Raw genomic sequence first — 14,620 nt, forward strand, 5'->3', positions numbered from 1 at the left:
ACCCAACCTGACCTGACACCTGGCCCTGACCCGCTCGGCCGGAGCGCGAATGCGCATCTCGACGTCGCGGACGCGGATCTCGCGGTTCTGGACGCGGATCTCGGCGTCCTGGACGGGGGACTCGCGGGCGGCGGCGTCAGCTTTCCCCGGTGCCGGTGCCGGTGGCGTCGGTGGTGTCCAGGACCTTGATGGTCAGCCCGGCTCGGGTGAGCCGGGTCAGCAGTGCCTCTCCCATGGCCACGGCGGTGGTGACCTGGCCTGCCGCCGGTGGCAGCTCGTCGAAGGCCAGGCACAGCGCCGACTCGCCCAGCATCTTCGCGGTCTCGGTGTATCCGGGGTCGCCGCCGCTGAACTCGGTGCGCACGCGCTTGCCGCCGCCCTCGCCGGTGAACCGCACGCTGAACCACGAATCGGCCCTGCGCCGCTCGCTCGGGCCCTGCCCCGGCGCGCGCATGGCCCGCAGCCGTTCCCTGACCGGCCGGATCTGGGCGAGCACGGCGAGCGCTCCGAGTCCCGCTCCCGCCGCGAGCACCGTCGGCAGCTTTTTCACCGACGCCGTGTGCGTGTACGTGAAGTCGGGCCCGTAGCGGGGCAGCGCCGCCGCCGAACGGGCGACGATCTGCGGGTCGATGGTCGGCAGTGGCACGAGCCAGCCACCGGAGGCGGCTTTGCGGGGCGGCCCGAACTTGAGGTGGACCCTGCGCCCTTCCGGCCGGGGTTCCACGGCGCGCCGCGCCTTCGCGGCTTTCAGCATGGCTCGCGGCCGCGAGAAGGCCGTCAGCAGCGACGAGTAGGTACCCCCTGAGAAGTCCGCCTTGGCGCGCAGCGCGCCGGTGACCTTCAGCGGCACGTCACGGGGCAACTGGCCGACCGTGAACAACACCCCCATGTCGTAGGGGATGGAGTCGAAACCGCAGGCGTGCACGATGCGGGCGCCGGTCCGCCTCGCCGTGGCGTCGTGTGCCAGGTAGGTCCGGTCGGCGAACTCGGGTTCGCCGGTGAGGTCGAGATAGTCGGTGCCCGCCGCCGCGCACGCGGCGACGAGCGGATCGCCGTGTTCGAGGTAGGGACCGACGGTGGTGACGACAACCTTTGCCCTCGCGGCGATCCGGTCGAGCGAGGCGCGATCGGTGCTGTCGGCGCGCAGCAGCGGCAGCGTCGCCCACGCCGGGTCGATCTCGGTCAGCCGCTTCCTGACGGAATCCAGTTTGGTCTCGTCGCGGCCGGCGATGGCCCACCGGCATCCCTCCGGCGCGGCGCGCGCGAGGTATTCGGCCGTCAGCCCGCCGGTGAACCCGGTGGCTCCGAAAACAACGATGTCGTACTCCCGTTCACCGGGCTTGGCGATGGGCATGCCGGTCTCCTTGCCTGAGAGGTTCGTTCTCGCCGATCGTGATGCCCTCGGCGCGCGCGACGGCTTCGAGCGCGCCGCCGAGGAGGGTGCTGAGGTAGTCGACGATCTTGTCCTCGCTGATGTCCTCCCGCTGGTCCAGCCACCAGGTTCCGGTCGCCTGCACGGCGCCGACGATGCCGTGTGCCCATGCCCGCGAGCCGGGTGAGCCGACGCCGAGCGAGGTCAGCGCCTCGGTGAGCATCGCCGCGACGGTGCTCACCGAGGGAGCGCCACCGTCGCAGACGAACCGGAAGACGTGCGGGTGCTCACCGAGTACGCGAACGTAGGCGCGAACACCGCGGCGCACCATGACCGCGAACGGGGCCGGTTCGGCCAGCGCGGGCGCGAGCCGCGCGCGGACGAGCGCGACGGCGCGCTCCGACACGGCGGCGTGCAGCTCAGCCTTGTCGGCGAAGTGCCGGTACAGCCGTGGTTTCGCGACGCCTGCCTCTCGTGCGATGTCGGCCATGCCCGCGTGCGGTCCGTGCTTGTCGAGCGCCCGGAACGCCGCGTCGACGAACTCGGCTCTGCGGGCGAGCCGGTGGGTGCGCCAGCGATCGGCCCTTCCGTCCCGCCGCGCGGGGCCCGCCTCATCGCGACCATCGATCACCCGCCGGATGATACGCGAGGTAACGGATACCGCCAGTACCCCATAACGGCGCAGATGCGGGCGCGTCGATCCGGTGGACTTCCCGATCACCTCACGCCATGCCGATTGAGATCAGCGAGCGCCGGGTACCTGCCGTCCATGGACGGTAGGCAGGACTTGATCCCCGGTTCCAGCCTCGACGAACAGGACGCCGCGATTCCCCGTGGCACGGAAGAACCGGATGAACCGGACGACAAAACCGGTGCGGCGGAAGGCTCGGTACCGCTTGAGGTGAACCCGGCCGACGCGGCCGAACAAGCGGTCGCGGTCCCGTTCGACGACGACGAGGACCGTCCTGGTTCTTGAGGTGTGAATTCGCAGCTAGAGGGGTACACGGCGCCGACGACCGCTCGGTCTGTTCCACGGAGGTGATCACGCACATGGCTGAGACGTCCCGCTTGCCGACTCCGGTCGCTGAGTTCTGGGAATGGCAGAGGAACGGCAATTGCCGCAATCTCGACAGTTCGGTGTTCTTCCACCCCGACGGCGAACGGGGTTTCGCGCGCGCGGACCGCGTGGCACGCGCGAAGGAGGTGTGCCGCACCTGCCCGGTGATCGTGCAGTGCCGCCACCACGCGTTGACCGTTCAGGAACCGTTCGGGGTCTGGGGCGGCCTGGACGAGTCCGAGCGAAGGGACGCGATCGCGCGGCGTAAGAACATGGAACCGGCGCCGAGCTGAGGCGCGAACCGCATCGGGGGAGCCTAGTGCGATTCGGCTACACGTTGATGACGGAGCAGGCGGGCCCGGCCGATCTGGTCGGGCACGCCGCCGCCGCCGAGGCGGCGGGTTTCGATTTCGAAGTGATGAGCGACCATTTCTCGCCATGGCTCGCCGAGCAGGGACACGCCCCCTACGCGTGGAGCGTGCTCGGCGCGGTCACGCAGGTGACCACGTCGGTCGAGCTGATGACCTACGTGACCTGCCCGCTGCTGCGTTATCACCCCGCCGTGGTCGCGCAAAAGGCCGCGACAATCCAGTTGTTGTCCGGTGACCGGTTTCTGCTGGGGCTCGGCGCGGGCGAGAACCTCAACGAGCACATCGTCGGCGGCGGCTGGCCGCCGGTGAACGTCAGGCACGAAATGCTCAGCGAGGCATTGCAGATCATCGACGGCCTTTTCGCCGGTGGCTACACCAACTTCGCGGGCAAGCACTATCGCGTCGATTCGGCGAAGTTGTGGGATCTGCCGAGACGAAGGACTCCGATCGGCGTCGCGGTGTCGGGCGAGCAGTCCGTCGCGCGGTTCGCGCTGGCTTCCGACGCGCTCATCGCCGTGGAACCCAACGGCGAGCTGTGCAGGCAATGGGACGCCGAACGAGCGGCCATCGGTGAGGAATCCTCTCGCAAGATCGGGCAGTTGCCCGTTTCCTGGGACATCGACGAGCGGGCCGCCGTGCGCAGGGCACACGAACAGTTCCGCTGGTTCGCCGGTGGCTGGAAGGTGAACGCCGAGTTGCCGGGCCCCTCTGGGTTCGCGGGCGCGACTCAGTTCGTGAGTCCCGACGACGTCGCCGACTCGATCCCGTGTGGTGCCGACCCCGACAAAGTCGTCGCCGCGGCGCGGCCGTTCTGGGAGGCGGGATTCACCGATCTCGCGCTGGTCCAGATCGGCGGGGACCGGCAGGAGGAGTTCTTCGCCGCGGCGGAGAACGAGTTGCTGCCCGCGCTGCGGTCGGCCTCGCCGGAGGCGTGATCACCGCGGCGGCGGCCTTCGCTCAGGCGACGTACTCGCTTTCTCTGTCAATGAGCGTTCGCAAACGGCTGAGGGCACGGTGCTGTGACGTCCGGACATTGGCGGAGGACAGGCCGAGAGCTTCGGCCGTCTCGGTGGCCGAAAGGCCGACGACGATGCGCAGAACGACGATTTCCCGCTGGGTGCTGGGAAGATGTCCGAGCAGGTTGCTCAGTCGCTGCCCCAGGTCCGTGTTGAGCGCCAGCCGTTCGGGCTCGTTGTCCATCGTGTCCGATTCGGGCACGTCGGGGGTGGGATCGGAGCGGTCGCGGGACACGAGCCGGAACGCGTCGGAGACCTTGTTCGACGCGATGGCGTGTACGAGAAAGAGGAATGACCCACCGCGGTCCTGGTAGCTGGGCAGTGCTTTCAACACGGCGACACAGGTTTCCTGCGCGACATCGTCGGCCGAGACGTAGCAGAGGTCGCGTCGGCCGAGCCGTGCTCTGCAGTACCGCGTCACCACCGGTGTGATCATCGTGAGCAGTGTCGAGACGGCGAGCGGATCGCCGGATGCCGCCGCGTGGACGACCGGATCGAGTTCCGATTTCGAGAGTGTTTCACCCCGTGCCGCGTCGGCTGTGTCCGCGCCGTCGGTGGCAAGCTCGGCCGGCCGGACGCGCGGAGGGGCGATGGTAGAGGTGACGCTTTCCATAGTCGGCTCCCAGACCATGAACAGTGTTGTCACCGTCAGGGGTCCAGGACGGCTGCGGACAGGTGGGCCGCGGGACGGAGGTGCGGGGAGCCAGCCTTCCCGACAGCCACTGTGGGTGATCCTAGATGCCTCCCTTCGGGTAATCCAGGTATCAACAAAATTTGCCCCGTTTGCACGAGCGTGACCAACAGCTACAGCATCAGGGTGACAAGTGTCGCGGTCGTGGTAGCCGTGACGGCGACGGCGACCGCCGCGACAAGGCCCGCGCCCGCCTCTGGCGGTTCGGCTGAGCCGCGAAGCGCCCGGTCCCGGTACGTACCGGCGACGGCGAGCACGAGCGCGCTGACCCCGGCGAGCGCGGCGGGAACCGTGAGCACGCCCCAGCCTTCCCTCGCGGCGGAGTGCAGGAGCAGCAGGGCACAGGCGCCAGCGGCCAGCGCCGTGCGCTGCCAGGCGAGTCCCGTGCGCTCTGGTTGAAGACCTTCCGTCATCCGCTGATCACCAGCACGCCCGCGAAGACGGTGATGAGCAGTATCCCCACGGTGAGCACGATCAGCAGTGGGCTGCGCGGAAGCGGGTCCCCGCGCCGCATGGCGGTCTGGACCCGGCGCCAGCGGGGGAAGCTCGTCAGCGCGAGGATCGCCGCGAGCGAGAGGCACAGCACGGCGAGCCCGGTTCTCGCGGCCGACGTGGACAGCCCCGGCACGAGCTGATGGACGGCGACGCCACCGGCGACGAGTCCGAGCGCCGTTCTGATCCAGGCGAGAAACGTCCGTTCGTTGGCCAGGGTGAACCGGTAGTCCGGTTCGTCGTCGCGTGGGGTGCTCATCCGGCGTTCACTCACGAGGCCATCTTGACGCGGCGGACGAAAACCCACGACCTCAGGAGCACGAACCGGACCGCGCCGCCCGCGAGACTCGTTGCCACCAGCGCCAGCGATTCCAGCACCGGCGACGGGACGGCCACGGTCGCCTGCACCAGCATGAGGGCTCCCGTTCCGGCCAGCGCGTAGAAGGCGAAGGTCGCGACGGTCTGGATGTGCCGCCTCGCCGGCGCGTCGACCGCGCCGGCGAAGGTGATCCGGCGGTGGAATTCCGTGTTGGCGACCGTCGTGACCGCGATCGTGGCCAGGTTGGCTACGTGGGCGCCCACCGGTTCCCGCAGCAGCAGGTACAGCAGCGCCTGGGTGATCGTGGTGAGGCAGCCCGCCGTGACGTACCAGAAGGCGTCCCTGCCCAGTTCCCGGTTCCTGGCCGGTGACCGGGGGCCGGATACCGGCGCTGCCGTCATGCGGCAACGTTACCCAGACTTCACCGGGGGCGAATGTCGACGGACCGGCCGGCCGCTGTGATCCGGCCGACCTCGCGCGCGAATATCAGTCCGTCGCGCCGACGGCGGCGACCGCGTCGGTGACCGAGGAGAAAACGGAAAGCCGCGTGAGGACCCCGGTCATCTCCAGTGGCCGCAGCACGATCCTGGTGGTCGCCACGACGGCGAGGCGCAACTCGCCGCGATCGGCGGCGCCGGAAAGCTCGGCGAGCACGGAAAGCCCCGCGGAGCCGAGGAAACCGACACCGTCGAGATCGAGAACGACGTGCGCCGAACCGGTGCGGGCCGATTCGGCCCACGCGGCGAGATCAGGGGCTGACAGCAGATCGATCTCGCCGGTCACCCTCCCGACGAGTATCCCGCCGGGAAAAGTGTCGCTCTCGATGCGCAACCCGTGCTGGTCTCCTTCCGGAGCGCCGGGTCGTTCCGCCGGAATCGGTGCCTCGGTGCTTCGCACTGCCATCCCTCCAATACCGGGTTCGGTGCTTGCCTCCGGGGGCCCACCGTAGGAAGCGGGACGACACCAACGCAAGGGCCGGAGTGCAACGCTTCACACGCTTTTCGCCTCGTGGCGTGGCTTGGTTTGCCATATGGGCTCGCGGGTACCACGCGGGACGGGCCGGTCCGGAAAACCGCAGGGAGGCGGGCGATGAGTGCACGCGACGGCATGGACGGCACGAACGATCCCGGCGAGGGTGTCGAAACCGATCCGGCCGCTCTCAGTAGCGCCGAGGATCTGGACGAGGACAGCCTGAGCCTCGACCCACTGGAAGAGGGCGTGGAACCGCCGGAGCGGTGGAGCGCCGCGCAGCGATCCGGCACGACGCCCTTCGAACAGCGGCAGGGAGAAACGCTGGACGAACGCCTTGCCGAAGAGCGTCCCGACGTACCGGGTGGTGAACCGCCTGACGAAACCGGCGGTATCCCCGAGGCGGAGGGGGAACGGCAGAACGCCGACGAGGCGGGTGGGTCGGTCGCCCGTGCGCTGCGCACGCCGCGAGGCGTCGGCGAGTGAATCACCGGGAGGCGGGTGAACCGGCCGTGCGCGAAGCCACCGACCGGCTGCTCACGGCGGGCAGGCTGGGTGACCTCGACACGTTGTCACCTATGTTGGGCAATCTCATCGCCGGAGTATCCGCGCAGCGCAGGCTGCTGCGGCCGGTACTCGGTCAACTGGTGGCGACGGTCGTGTCGGGACTGGAACGCGAACGCGCGGAAGGAAGCCCGGGCTGGCACACGGTCGAGTTGCTCGACGATCGGGACACCGTCGTCGGTATCGACAGCGTGCGCCCCTCGTTGCGTGCCGTGCTGCGTGCCGTCGTCGCCGCGTTGAACTCCGAATCCGACGACGCCAGGTTCCAACTCGGCCTGGTGTGCACCGACCCCGACCCGCTGGCGAGGCTCGACGCGATCGCGCATGTTCTCGCGTGGGCCAGTGATGTGAATGACGTGAACCGGAGTGAGCGGTGACCGGCGGCGAGGGTGCGACCGCGACGCGATCGCAAGGCGCGCAAGACTTCCTGCCTCGTCGAGGGGGCTTACCGAGTCTGCGTTCCGCCGCCGGTGGTTGCCGTGGCTGCGCGCTCTATCGCGACGCGACGGCGACCGTGTTCGGGTCTGGCCCCGCGTCCGCGCGGTTCTTCCTGGTCGGCGAGGTGCCGGGTGATCAGGAGGACCGGCAGGGTGAACCGTTCGTCGGACCGGCGGGGCGGTTGCTCGGCCACGCGATGGCGGACGCCGGAATGGACCGGAAAATGGCCTATCTCACGAATGCGGTGAAACACTTCCGCTTCACGAGGGACGAGGGCGGGAAGCGCCGGATTCACAAGAAGCCGAGCCGGGGTCAGATCGCCGCGTGCAGACCGTGGTTGCTTGCCGAATTGGCCGCCGTGCGCCCGGAGATCATCGTCTGTCTCGGTGCGACCGCCGCGCAATCCTTGCTGGGCAACGATTTTCGCGTCACTCGCGAGCGTGGCGTACTGCTCGGCCCACAGGACTTGCCTGAACACAACGCCATGGCGGAGCGGCCGGAGGCGGCTCCGCGAGTGCTGGCCACCGTACATCCCTCGGCGATACTGCGAGCGAAGGGGGAGGACAGGACGGACGCCTATGACGAATTTGTTTCCGATCTCAGAGCGGCTGCCTCGGAATCAACCGACCCGACCTAGGTGAATGGGCGTGCCTGGGCGGCGCTGAACACACGACACCCCTACGGTGGGGGGTGGCAGCCATATAAGCAACCGAAGGGAAACGTCGAACATGCTTGCCATGACTGACGCTGCCGTCGAGGCGATCAGCGCGCTGACCTCGCAGGACGGTCAGCAATCGGCTGGGCTGCGATTCGCGGTGCGGGAGGAGAACGAATCAGGGGCGCAGCTCGCGCTCTCGATCGCCCCCGCTCCCGAGGACGGCGACGAGGTGCTCGGCACCAACAGCGGTGCCCAGGTTTTCCTTGAGCCACAAGCGGCTTCGTTCCTCGACGACAAGGTTCTCGATGTTCAGCAGGACGAACAGGGCCAACTGAACTTCGCCGTCATGCAGCAGCCGGAAGGCTGAGGCGGCCAGGCGAATTCGGAGCTGGTCATCGGTGGTGAGCCACAATCCAGTCGGCGGCCACCGGTGATCCTTCCGCGACGTCTACTGTGGACCGGAGCAGGGCTGTCCATATCGGACTCCCGGCGTGCCGGGTCCCGGTCAGCGGGCGAGCTGGGTCCTCGGCTCGCCTGACCACGCCGTCACCAGTTCCGCCGTCTGTGAGCGCAGCAGCGAGAACGCGTCCCGCTGCGCGACCTCCAGTGACGGTGCCGCGTCGATCAGCGCGCGGCTCCCCGCGATACCGGCTCCGGCGAGTTCCGAGGGGCTGAGCGCGACCCTGCCCGCCACGGCGAGCACCGCGGCCCCATGCTTCCTCGCCATCGCGGCGATACCGGCCGGAGCCTTGCCGGCGAGGCTCTGCGCGTCGAGCGAACCCTCACCGGTGATCACCAGGTCGGCCGTGCTCACCGCGGCCGCCGCCGAGGTGAGTTCCACGACGAGATCGAACCCCGACTCGGCCGTACCGCCCAGCGCCGCCATCGCGCCGCCGGAGATCCCGCCACCGGCGCCGGAGCTCGCGAGGTCGTGTACGGCGGTCCCGCCGGCGTCGCGAAGGGCATCGGCCAGTGCCCTCAGCCCTGCCTCCAGAGTCTCGACCTCGGCGGGACCGGCGCCCTTCTGCGGGCCGAAGACCGCGGCTGCCCCCTCCGGCCCGAGCAGGGGGTTGGTGACGTCGGTGGCGACCCTGACGGTCACGTCGCCGAGCAGTTCACGGACCGCGTTCAGGTCGGCGGACGTCATGTCGCGCAGCGCGCCGCCGCCGAGGCCCACCTGAGCACCGGCTTCGTCGGTGAGCTCGGCGCCGAGCGCGAGCAGCATGCCCGCGCCGCCGTCGGTGCTGGCCGTACCACCGACCGTCAGCACCAGCCCGCGCGCGCCGCCCTCGATGGCGTGCCGCATCAGGGTGCCGACCCCGAAGGTGTGCGCGCCCAGCGCGGTCTCCGGAGTGGGATCGACGTGCTCGATGCCGCACGCCCTTGCCGATTCGATGTAGGCGGTGCCGTCGAGTACGACGTAGGAGGCGTCGACGTCGGCGGAGAGCGGGCCGCGCACCCGCAGCCGCTCGCGCCGCCCTCCCGCCGCGAGCAGTACGTCGAGCGTGCCCTCACCGCCGTCGGCGACCGGGCACAGGGTGATCTCGGCGGCGGGGAGCGCGGCACGCACGCCCTCGCCGATCGCCCGCGCGGCCTCGACCGCGGTGAGGCTGCCCTTGAACTTGTCAGGAGCCACGACGACGCGCATGGTCATCGCCCCCGCACCGGGGTGAGCGGTTCGTCTCCGGCGAGTACCGCGACCGCGTTGCGGGCGGCCAGTTCGGCCATCGCCGTACGGGTCTCCACCGTCGCCGAGCCGAGGTGAGGGGCCAGCGCCACGTTGTCGAGACCGAGCAGACCTGGATGGACCTCGGGCTCGTTCTCGAAGACGTCGAGCCCGGCGCCCGCGATGACACCGGAGGACAGCGCGGTGGCGAGCGCGGCCTCGTCGACGACCGGTCCTCTCGTCGTGTTGATCAGGTAGGCCGACGGCTTCATGGCGGCGAGTGCTCCGGTGTCGATGAGATGCCTCGTTTCGGGAGTGAGCGGGCAGTGCAGCGAGACGACGTCGCTGCTCGTGAGCAGTTCCGGGAGTGCGAGGTAGGTCGCACCGAGTTCGGTTTCCAGCTCGGGCGCGGCCCTTCGCCTCGCCGTGTAGCTGACGGTCATCCCGAAGGCGCGGGCCCTGCGGGCCATGGCGGTCCCGATCTGGCCGAGTCCCACGATGCCGAGTGTCTTGCCCCCAAGCCCGGCGCCGAGCATGAAGTCGAGCTGGAACGACCACGGAGTGCCCGAGCGCAGCAGCCGTTCGCCCTCACCGAGCCTGCGGGTGACGTTGAGCAGCAACCCGAACGCGAGGTCGGCCGTCGCGTCGGTCAGCACGCCAGGAGTGTTGGTGACGACGATGCCCCGGCTGCTCAGCGCGGCGACGTCGATGTTGTCGTAGCCGACGGCCACCGTGGAGACGACCTTGAGTCCGGGTCCGGCCGCGTCGGCGAAGGTGCCGTCGATGTCGTCCTGGAGGGTGCTCACCACCGCGTCGGCTCCGGCGGCCGCCTTGTGCAGGTCGTCGGCTGGCAGTGCGCGATCGGGCTCTGGTGACCAGACGTCCCCCGCGGCACGCAGGATCGCCATCGCGGGTTCGGCGATACGCCGGGTCACCACGATCCGGGGTCGTTGTGGTGCCATCCCGTCAGCTCCCGTCCGTGCGACTGCCGTGGTGCCACGGGCAACCCTATCGGCCGGATGTCGGCGAAAGCGCGAAGAAAGTGCGCTGTCCCATAATGAGCCCTCGCAGGAGAGGGGTTGACCGGGCTTTGATGGTGATGAACACGCACGACCAGGCGCGACGCAAGGGCGTTGCCGCCCGTGAGTTCACCGGGCACTACGTGGCTTCCGGGGTTTTGCTGGTGCTGTTCGGGGCGGTACTGGTCGGCTGGGTGATCTACGGCTTCACCATCAGGACGACGAGTGCCGGTGAGTTCATCGGCGGGCTCGTCGGCGCCGAGCGGGTCGATTTGCAGTTGCTGAGTCCCTACGAGTGGGCGTTCGCCATTGCGCTGATCGTCGTCGGTGTGCTCGCGCTGTGCCTGCGCAAGGTCGCCCGTGGCGCGGCGTTGTTGCTGATGTGGATGTTGCTCGCGCTCTCGCTGCGTGAGGTCGTCGGCCTGTTCATGCCCGGTTACCTGCACGCCTACCGCACCGAGTTCGCGGGAGGATGGGTGCTGGCCGCGAGGGCTTTCGGCCTCGTCGTCTCGGTCGTCGTGCTGCTGCTGATGCTCAGGGCCAAGGAGCCGGAACAGGACGTGCCGGGGCGGATCGTGCCCCGTGGCCAGGTGGTGGCGGGGTCGCTGCTCGTGGTCTACGGGCTGGCCGAGCTCGGCTGGATCCTGTACCTGCGTGCCCGGCTGCATTCCAGCTTCGACGGCTACCTGCGGTACCTGGTCGACGCGTCGGTGGACGGGCCGACGCAGGTCGGCACCGACGGCGACTGGTACCGCGCCGCGCTCGTGGTCGCGCTGCTCGTGGTGGGCGCGCTGGTCATCAAGGGGGTCAGCGCCGGTGCGGGAGCCGGGCTGACGCTGGCCGCGTTGCAGCTCTATCTCACGATCAGGGCGATCGTGGAGATCAGCGTTCAGGGCGCGTGGGTGCTGATGTTCGAGCACACGTTGTCGACGCTGTACCTGCTCACCGCCTGTCTTGGCGTGTTGTGCTCGGGTGGGGCGTTGTTCCTGCTCTGGACGCGGGATCGGCTGGTGCGACCGGGCCGGTTCTGAGGCGTCTTTCTCTCTACTTCCCGCGCTCCGGTTCCTCGGTCGAGGAGCCGGAGCGCGCTGCTGTCCTCTCCCGTTTGCCGCTCCGGTTGACGGACGTCCGCGTGCCCGGATAAGTTCTTATTAAGAACGTTTGTGCGTAATGCGAACGTGGGCGAACGACGAGGTGGCATTGTGGCAGACATCGTTTCGCTGGCCGAGGGAGTCGGCAGGCTCGTGCACGACGGCGACACCGTCGCCATGGAGGGGTTCACACACCTCATCCCGCACGCGGCGGGCCAGGAGATCATCCGGCAGCGACGCAGGGACCTGACGCTGGTCCGCATGACCCCGGACATCGTGTACGACCAGCTCATCGGCGCGGGATGCGCGAAAAAGCTGATCTTCTCCTGGGGCGGCAACCCCGGGGTCGGCTCGCTGCATCGCTTTCGCGACGCGGTACAGAACGCGTGGCCCGTGCCGCTGGAGATCGAGGAGCACAGTCACGCCGGGATGGCCAACCGCTACGTCGCGGGGGCCTCTGGTCTTCCGTTCGCGGTGCTGCGCGGCTACCGGGGCACCGACTTGCCCGAGCACACCGACACCATCAAGCAGATCACCTGCCCGTTCACCGGTGAGCAGCTCGCCGCCGTTCCCGCGCTCAACCCCGACGTTTCGGTGATCCACGCTCAGCGCGCCGACCGGTCGGGCAACGTACAAATGTGGGGGCTGGTCGGGGTGCAGAAAGAGGCCGTGCTGTCGGCCAAGCGCAGCCTCGTCACCGTCGAGGAGGTCGTCGACGACCTCGAACCGGTCGCTGGCCAGGTGATCCTGCCGCACTGGGCGGTGACGTGCGTGGCCGAGGCGCCGCGCGGCGCGCACCCTTCCTACGCGCAGGGCTATTACGAGCGCGACAACGCCTACTACGAGGAATGGGATTCCATTGGGCGAAAGAGGGACTCGTTCGAGACCTGGCTTCGCGAGAAGGTGTTCACCGAAGTGAGCGAGGAGGCTTCGTTCCGATGACCGCGACCACCGTGCCGGAGACGTCGGGGACCTACACGGCCGACGAGATGATGTCGATCGCCGCGGCGAGGGCGTTGTCCGACGGACAGCGTTGCTTCGTCGGCATCGGGCTGCCCTCGACCGCCGCGAACCTCGCCCGCCGCACGCATGCACCCGACCTGGTGCTCATCTACGAATCGGGCACGCTCGGCTCGAAACCCGGCAGGCTGCCCGCTTCCATCGGCGACGGCATCCTCGCCGAGACCGCCGACGCCGTGATCAGCGTGCCCGAGGTGTTCAACTACTGGCTCCAGCCGGGCAGGATCGACGTCGGTTTCCTCGGCGGCGCCCAGCTCGACAAGTTCGGCAACATCAACACGACCGTCATCGGAGACGACTACGCCGACCCCAAGGTCAGGCTGCCCGGCGCCGGTGGCGCGCCGGAGATCGCGGCCTCTTGTGGCGAGGTGTTCGTCGTGATGCGGCAGAGCACCCGCAGCTTCGTCGACAAGGTCGATTTCGTGACGTCGTTCGGGCACGGCTCCGGCAAGGGCGACCGCGAACGGCTCGGCCTTCGCGGCGCTGGCCCGACGCTGATCATCACCGATCTCGGCGTGCTGAGGCCCGATCCGGAGACCTCGGAGCTGGTGCTCAGTCAGCTGCACCCTGGCGTCGAGATCGAGCAGGTGAGGGAGGCCACCGGCTGGGCATTGCGCGTGTCGGACGGGCTTTCCCGCACGGAACCGCCTTCCGAGACCGAGCTCGCCACGCTGCGGGCGCTGAAGGAGGCGTGATGAGCGACGTTTTCGTACTCGACGCCGTGCGGACGCCGTTCGGCCGCTATGGCGGCGCGCTGGCGGGGGTACGTCCCGACGACCTCGCCGCGCACGTGCTGAGCGCGCTCGCCAGGCGCGGGGACCTCGATCCGGCCACCGTCGACGAGGTGATCCTCGGTGACGCCAACGGCGCCGGTGAGGACAACCGCAACGTGGCGAGGATGGCGACCCTGCTCGCTGGCTGGCCGACGAGCGTTCCCGGCAGCACCGTCAACCGGCTGTGCGGCTCGGGACTCGACGCCGTCATGCAGGCCAGCCGCGCGATCGCGGTCGGCGACGCCTCCGTCGTCGTCGCTGGCGGCGTCGAATCGATGAGCAGGGCGCCCTGGGTGCTGCCCAAGCCTGGCAAGGCGTTCCCTAACGGGCACGAGACGCTGTTCTCCAGCACGCTGGGCTGGCGGATGGTCAATCCCGCGATGCCGTCGCACTGGACGGTGTCGCTCGGCGAGAGCACCGAACTGCTCGCCGAGCGGTACGGCATCGGAAGGCAGGAGCAGGACGAGTTCGCGCTGCGCAGCCACCACAACGCGGCGAAGGCATGGGAAGCGGGCTTCTACGACGGTCACGTCGTCGAGGTCGAGGGCACCGGTCTGACCAGGGACGAGGGCATCAGGGCCGACTCCACTATGGACAAGCTGGCCAAGCTCAAACCCGCCTTCCGTCCACGAGGGACGGTGACGGCGGGAAACTCGTCCCCGCTCAACGACGGCGCCTCCGCTGTTCTGCTCGGCGACAAGACGGGCGCGGAAAAGCTGGGTGCCACTCCGCTGGCGCGTGTCGCCGGCAGGGGAGCGGCCGGTGTCGATCCCGACGTGTTCGGTGTCGGGCCCGTGCGCGCGGCCGAGATCGCGCTGCGGCGAGCGGGAATCGGGTGGGAAGATCTCGCGGCGGTCGAGCTGAACGAGGCGTTCGCGGCGCAATCGCTTGCCTGCCTGGCGGACTGGCCGAAGCTCGATCCGGAGATCGTGAACGTCAACGGGGGAGCGATCGCGATTGGGCATCCGCTCGGCGCTTCCGGTGGCCGTGTTCTCGGTGCGCTCGCTCACGAATTGCGCCGCCGCGGCGGAGGCTGGGGCCTCGCCGCCATCTGCATCGGCGTCGGTCAGGGGCTGGCCGTCGTGCTGGAGGCATGAACCAAGG

The 14,620-nt window shown here is 69.1% G+C and carries 20 protein-coding genes; 11 read left to right on the plus strand and 9 right to left on the minus strand.

All coding sequences use genetic code 11. The annotated features are described in order from the left end of the window. Nucleotides 1-136: 136 nt before the first annotated feature. Together BAY61_RS09115 and BAY61_RS09120 are read right to left on the minus strand one after the other, a co-directional pair. Nucleotides 137-1,354: a saccharopine dehydrogenase family protein gene (locus BAY61_RS09115; RefSeq protein WP_091795014.1), complete on the minus strand. Its 1,218-nt coding sequence runs from the start codon at nucleotides 1,352-1,354 to the stop codon at nucleotides 137-139. Continuing rightward, complete coding sequence (locus BAY61_RS09120) at nucleotides 1,332-2,003, minus strand: TetR family transcriptional regulator (RefSeq protein ID WP_170140057.1); 672 nt, start codon at nucleotides 2,001-2,003, stop codon at nucleotides 1,332-1,334. The genes BAY61_RS09115 and BAY61_RS09120 overlap by 23 nt, the downstream gene beginning before the upstream one ends. 138 nt (nucleotides 2,004-2,141) lie before the next feature. Between BAY61_RS09120 and BAY61_RS09125 the strand changes: the two genes are divergently transcribed. The 3 genes from BAY61_RS09125 to BAY61_RS09135 all read left to right on the plus strand — a co-directional run bounded on the left by BAY61_RS09125 (nucleotide 2,142) and on the right by BAY61_RS09135 (nucleotide 3,735). Beyond that, entirely contained in the window at nucleotides 2,142-2,348 is a 207-nt protein-coding gene (locus tag BAY61_RS09125; RefSeq protein ID WP_091795020.1) for a hypothetical protein, read from the plus strand. A 74-nt stretch (nucleotides 2,349-2,422) separates the two neighbouring features. Beyond that, nucleotides 2,423-2,722, plus strand: coding sequence for a WhiB family transcriptional regulator (locus BAY61_RS09130; RefSeq protein ID WP_091798503.1), 300 nt, complete (start codon nucleotides 2,423-2,425; stop codon nucleotides 2,720-2,722). A 26-nt stretch (nucleotides 2,723-2,748) separates the two neighbouring features. After that, on the plus strand, nucleotides 2,749-3,735 hold the full coding sequence (locus tag BAY61_RS09135) for a TIGR03557 family F420-dependent LLM class oxidoreductase (RefSeq protein ID WP_091795023.1): 987 nt from the start codon (nucleotides 2,749-2,751) through the stop codon (nucleotides 3,733-3,735). 22 nt (nucleotides 3,736-3,757) lie between these two features. Here the strand turns inward: BAY61_RS09135 and shbA are convergent, their stop codons facing one another. From shbA to BAY61_RS09160, 5 genes are all read right to left on the minus strand, one after another. Continuing rightward, nucleotides 3,758-4,429, minus strand: a complete 672-nt coding sequence (gene shbA / locus BAY61_RS09140) for an RNA polymerase sigma factor ShbA (RefSeq protein ID WP_091795026.1) — start codon at nucleotides 4,427-4,429, stop codon at nucleotides 3,758-3,760. A gap of 191 nt (nucleotides 4,430-4,620) precedes the next feature. Beyond that, entirely contained in the window at nucleotides 4,621-4,920 is a 300-nt protein-coding gene (locus BAY61_RS09145; RefSeq protein ID WP_091795029.1) for a DUF202 domain-containing protein, read from the minus strand. Then, nucleotides 4,917-5,258 (minus strand): YidH family protein, encoded by a 342-nt coding sequence (locus BAY61_RS09150; protein ID WP_091795032.1) that lies wholly within the window; start codon nucleotides 5,256-5,258, stop codon nucleotides 4,917-4,919. The genes BAY61_RS09145 and BAY61_RS09150 overlap by 4 nt, the downstream gene beginning before the upstream one ends. Nucleotides 5,259-5,269: 11 nt before the next feature. Beyond that, nucleotides 5,270-5,719, minus strand: a complete 450-nt coding sequence (locus BAY61_RS09155) for a GtrA family protein (protein WP_091795035.1) — start codon at nucleotides 5,717-5,719, stop codon at nucleotides 5,270-5,272. Nucleotides 5,720-5,804: 85 nt separating this feature from the next. Next, the gene (locus BAY61_RS09160; RefSeq protein ID WP_245865941.1) at nucleotides 5,805-6,215 is read right to left on the minus strand and encodes an STAS domain-containing protein; all 411 of its coding nucleotides are present in this window, start codon (nucleotides 6,213-6,215) and stop codon (nucleotides 5,805-5,807) included. A 192-nt stretch (nucleotides 6,216-6,407) separates the two neighbouring features. Here BAY61_RS09160 and BAY61_RS09165 point away from each other — a divergent pair, with 192 nt between their 5' ends. The 4 genes from BAY61_RS09165 to BAY61_RS09180 all read left to right on the plus strand — a co-directional run bounded on the left by BAY61_RS09165 (nucleotide 6,408) and on the right by BAY61_RS09180 (nucleotide 8,314). Continuing rightward, the gene (locus tag BAY61_RS09165) at nucleotides 6,408-6,773 is read left to right on the plus strand and encodes a hypothetical protein (protein WP_091795038.1); all 366 of its coding nucleotides are present in this window, start codon (nucleotides 6,408-6,410) and stop codon (nucleotides 6,771-6,773) included. Then, on the plus strand, nucleotides 6,770-7,228 hold the full coding sequence (locus tag BAY61_RS09170; RefSeq protein ID WP_245865943.1) for a hypothetical protein: 459 nt from the start codon (nucleotides 6,770-6,772) through the stop codon (nucleotides 7,226-7,228). Before BAY61_RS09165 ends, BAY61_RS09170 begins: the two co-directional genes overlap by 4 nt. Continuing rightward, nucleotides 7,225-7,926, plus strand: a complete 702-nt coding sequence (locus BAY61_RS09175; protein WP_091795040.1) for a UdgX family uracil-DNA binding protein — start codon at nucleotides 7,225-7,227, stop codon at nucleotides 7,924-7,926. The genes BAY61_RS09170 and BAY61_RS09175 overlap by 4 nt, the downstream gene beginning before the upstream one ends. Before the next feature lie 91 nt (nucleotides 7,927-8,017). Then, nucleotides 8,018-8,314, plus strand: a complete 297-nt coding sequence (locus BAY61_RS09180) for a HesB/IscA family protein (RefSeq protein WP_091795043.1) — start codon at nucleotides 8,018-8,020, stop codon at nucleotides 8,312-8,314. 138 nt (nucleotides 8,315-8,452) lie between these two features. Here the strand turns inward: BAY61_RS09180 and BAY61_RS09185 are convergent, their stop codons facing one another. Both BAY61_RS09185 and BAY61_RS09190 read right to left on the minus strand, forming a co-directional pair. Further along, nucleotides 8,453-9,595 (minus strand): glycerate kinase, encoded by a 1,143-nt coding sequence (locus BAY61_RS09185; protein WP_420848738.1) that lies wholly within the window; start codon nucleotides 9,593-9,595, stop codon nucleotides 8,453-8,455. 2 nt (nucleotides 9,596-9,597) lie between these two features. Further along, nucleotides 9,598-10,575: a 2-hydroxyacid dehydrogenase gene (locus BAY61_RS09190; RefSeq protein WP_091795049.1), complete on the minus strand. Its 978-nt coding sequence runs from the start codon at nucleotides 10,573-10,575 to the stop codon at nucleotides 9,598-9,600. A gap of 137 nt (nucleotides 10,576-10,712) precedes the next feature. On the opposite strand from BAY61_RS09190, the gene BAY61_RS09195 reads away from it, so the two are divergent. The 4 genes from BAY61_RS09195 (at nucleotide 10,713) to BAY61_RS09210 (ending at nucleotide 14,613) form a co-directional block, all read left to right on the plus strand. Next, nucleotides 10,713-11,663, plus strand: coding sequence for a hypothetical protein (locus BAY61_RS09195; protein WP_143021303.1), 951 nt, complete (start codon nucleotides 10,713-10,715; stop codon nucleotides 11,661-11,663). 171 nt (nucleotides 11,664-11,834) lie between these two features. Next, complete coding sequence (locus tag BAY61_RS09200) at nucleotides 11,835-12,665, plus strand: CoA transferase subunit A (RefSeq protein WP_091795056.1); 831 nt, start codon at nucleotides 11,835-11,837, stop codon at nucleotides 12,663-12,665. Continuing rightward, nucleotides 12,662-13,438, plus strand: a complete 777-nt coding sequence (locus tag BAY61_RS09205; protein ID WP_091795059.1) for a CoA-transferase subunit beta — start codon at nucleotides 12,662-12,664, stop codon at nucleotides 13,436-13,438. Before BAY61_RS09200 ends, BAY61_RS09205 begins: the two co-directional genes overlap by 4 nt. After that, nucleotides 13,438-14,613, plus strand: a complete 1,176-nt coding sequence (locus tag BAY61_RS09210) for a thiolase family protein (protein WP_091795062.1) — start codon at nucleotides 13,438-13,440, stop codon at nucleotides 14,611-14,613. The genes BAY61_RS09205 and BAY61_RS09210 overlap by 1 nt, the downstream gene beginning before the upstream one ends. Nucleotides 14,614-14,620 lie beyond the last annotated feature (7 nt).

Source organism: Prauserella marina (assembly GCF_002240355.1).
Taxonomy (GTDB): Bacteria; Actinomycetota; Actinomycetes; order Mycobacteriales; family Pseudonocardiaceae; genus Prauserella_A; species Prauserella_A marina.

Excerpts from the sequence above, each read along its gene's own strand:
- BAY61_RS09185 (WP_420848738.1), bottom strand. The coding sequence starts at position 9,595 with ATGCGCGTCGTCGTGGCTCCTGACAAGTTCAAGGGCAGCCTCACCGCG.
- BAY61_RS09155 (WP_091795035.1), bottom strand. The coding sequence starts at position 5,719 with ATGACGGCAGCGCCGGTATCCGGCCCCCGGTCACCGGCCAGGAACCGG.
- BAY61_RS09190 (WP_091795049.1), bottom strand. The coding sequence starts at position 10,575 with ATGGCACCACAACGACCCCGGATCGTGGTGACCCGGCGTATCGCCGAA.
- BAY61_RS09180 (WP_091795043.1), top strand. The coding sequence starts at position 8,018 with ATGCTTGCCATGACTGACGCTGCCGTCGAGGCGATCAGCGCGCTGACC.
- BAY61_RS09205 (WP_091795059.1), top strand. The coding sequence starts at position 12,662 with ATGACCGCGACCACCGTGCCGGAGACGTCGGGGACCTACACGGCCGAC.
- BAY61_RS09145 (WP_091795029.1), bottom strand. The coding sequence starts at position 4,920 with ATGACGGAAGGTCTTCAACCAGAGCGCACGGGACTCGCCTGGCAGCGC.
- BAY61_RS09130 (WP_091798503.1), top strand. The coding sequence starts at position 2,423 with ATGGCTGAGACGTCCCGCTTGCCGACTCCGGTCGCTGAGTTCTGGGAA.
- BAY61_RS09150 (WP_091795032.1), bottom strand. The coding sequence starts at position 5,258 with ATGAGCACCCCACGCGACGACGAACCGGACTACCGGTTCACCCTGGCC.
- shbA (WP_091795026.1), bottom strand. The coding sequence starts at position 4,429 with ATGGAAAGCGTCACCTCTACCATCGCCCCTCCGCGCGTCCGGCCGGCC.
- BAY61_RS09210 (WP_091795062.1), top strand. The coding sequence starts at position 13,438 with ATGAGCGACGTTTTCGTACTCGACGCCGTGCGGACGCCGTTCGGCCGC.
- BAY61_RS09165 (WP_091795038.1), top strand. The coding sequence starts at position 6,408 with ATGAGTGCACGCGACGGCATGGACGGCACGAACGATCCCGGCGAGGGT.
- BAY61_RS09195 (WP_143021303.1), top strand. The coding sequence starts at position 10,713 with ATGAACACGCACGACCAGGCGCGACGCAAGGGCGTTGCCGCCCGTGAG.
- BAY61_RS09125 (WP_091795020.1), top strand. The coding sequence starts at position 2,142 with ATGGACGGTAGGCAGGACTTGATCCCCGGTTCCAGCCTCGACGAACAG.
- BAY61_RS09115 (WP_091795014.1), bottom strand. The coding sequence starts at position 1,354 with ATGCCCATCGCCAAGCCCGGTGAACGGGAGTACGACATCGTTGTTTTC.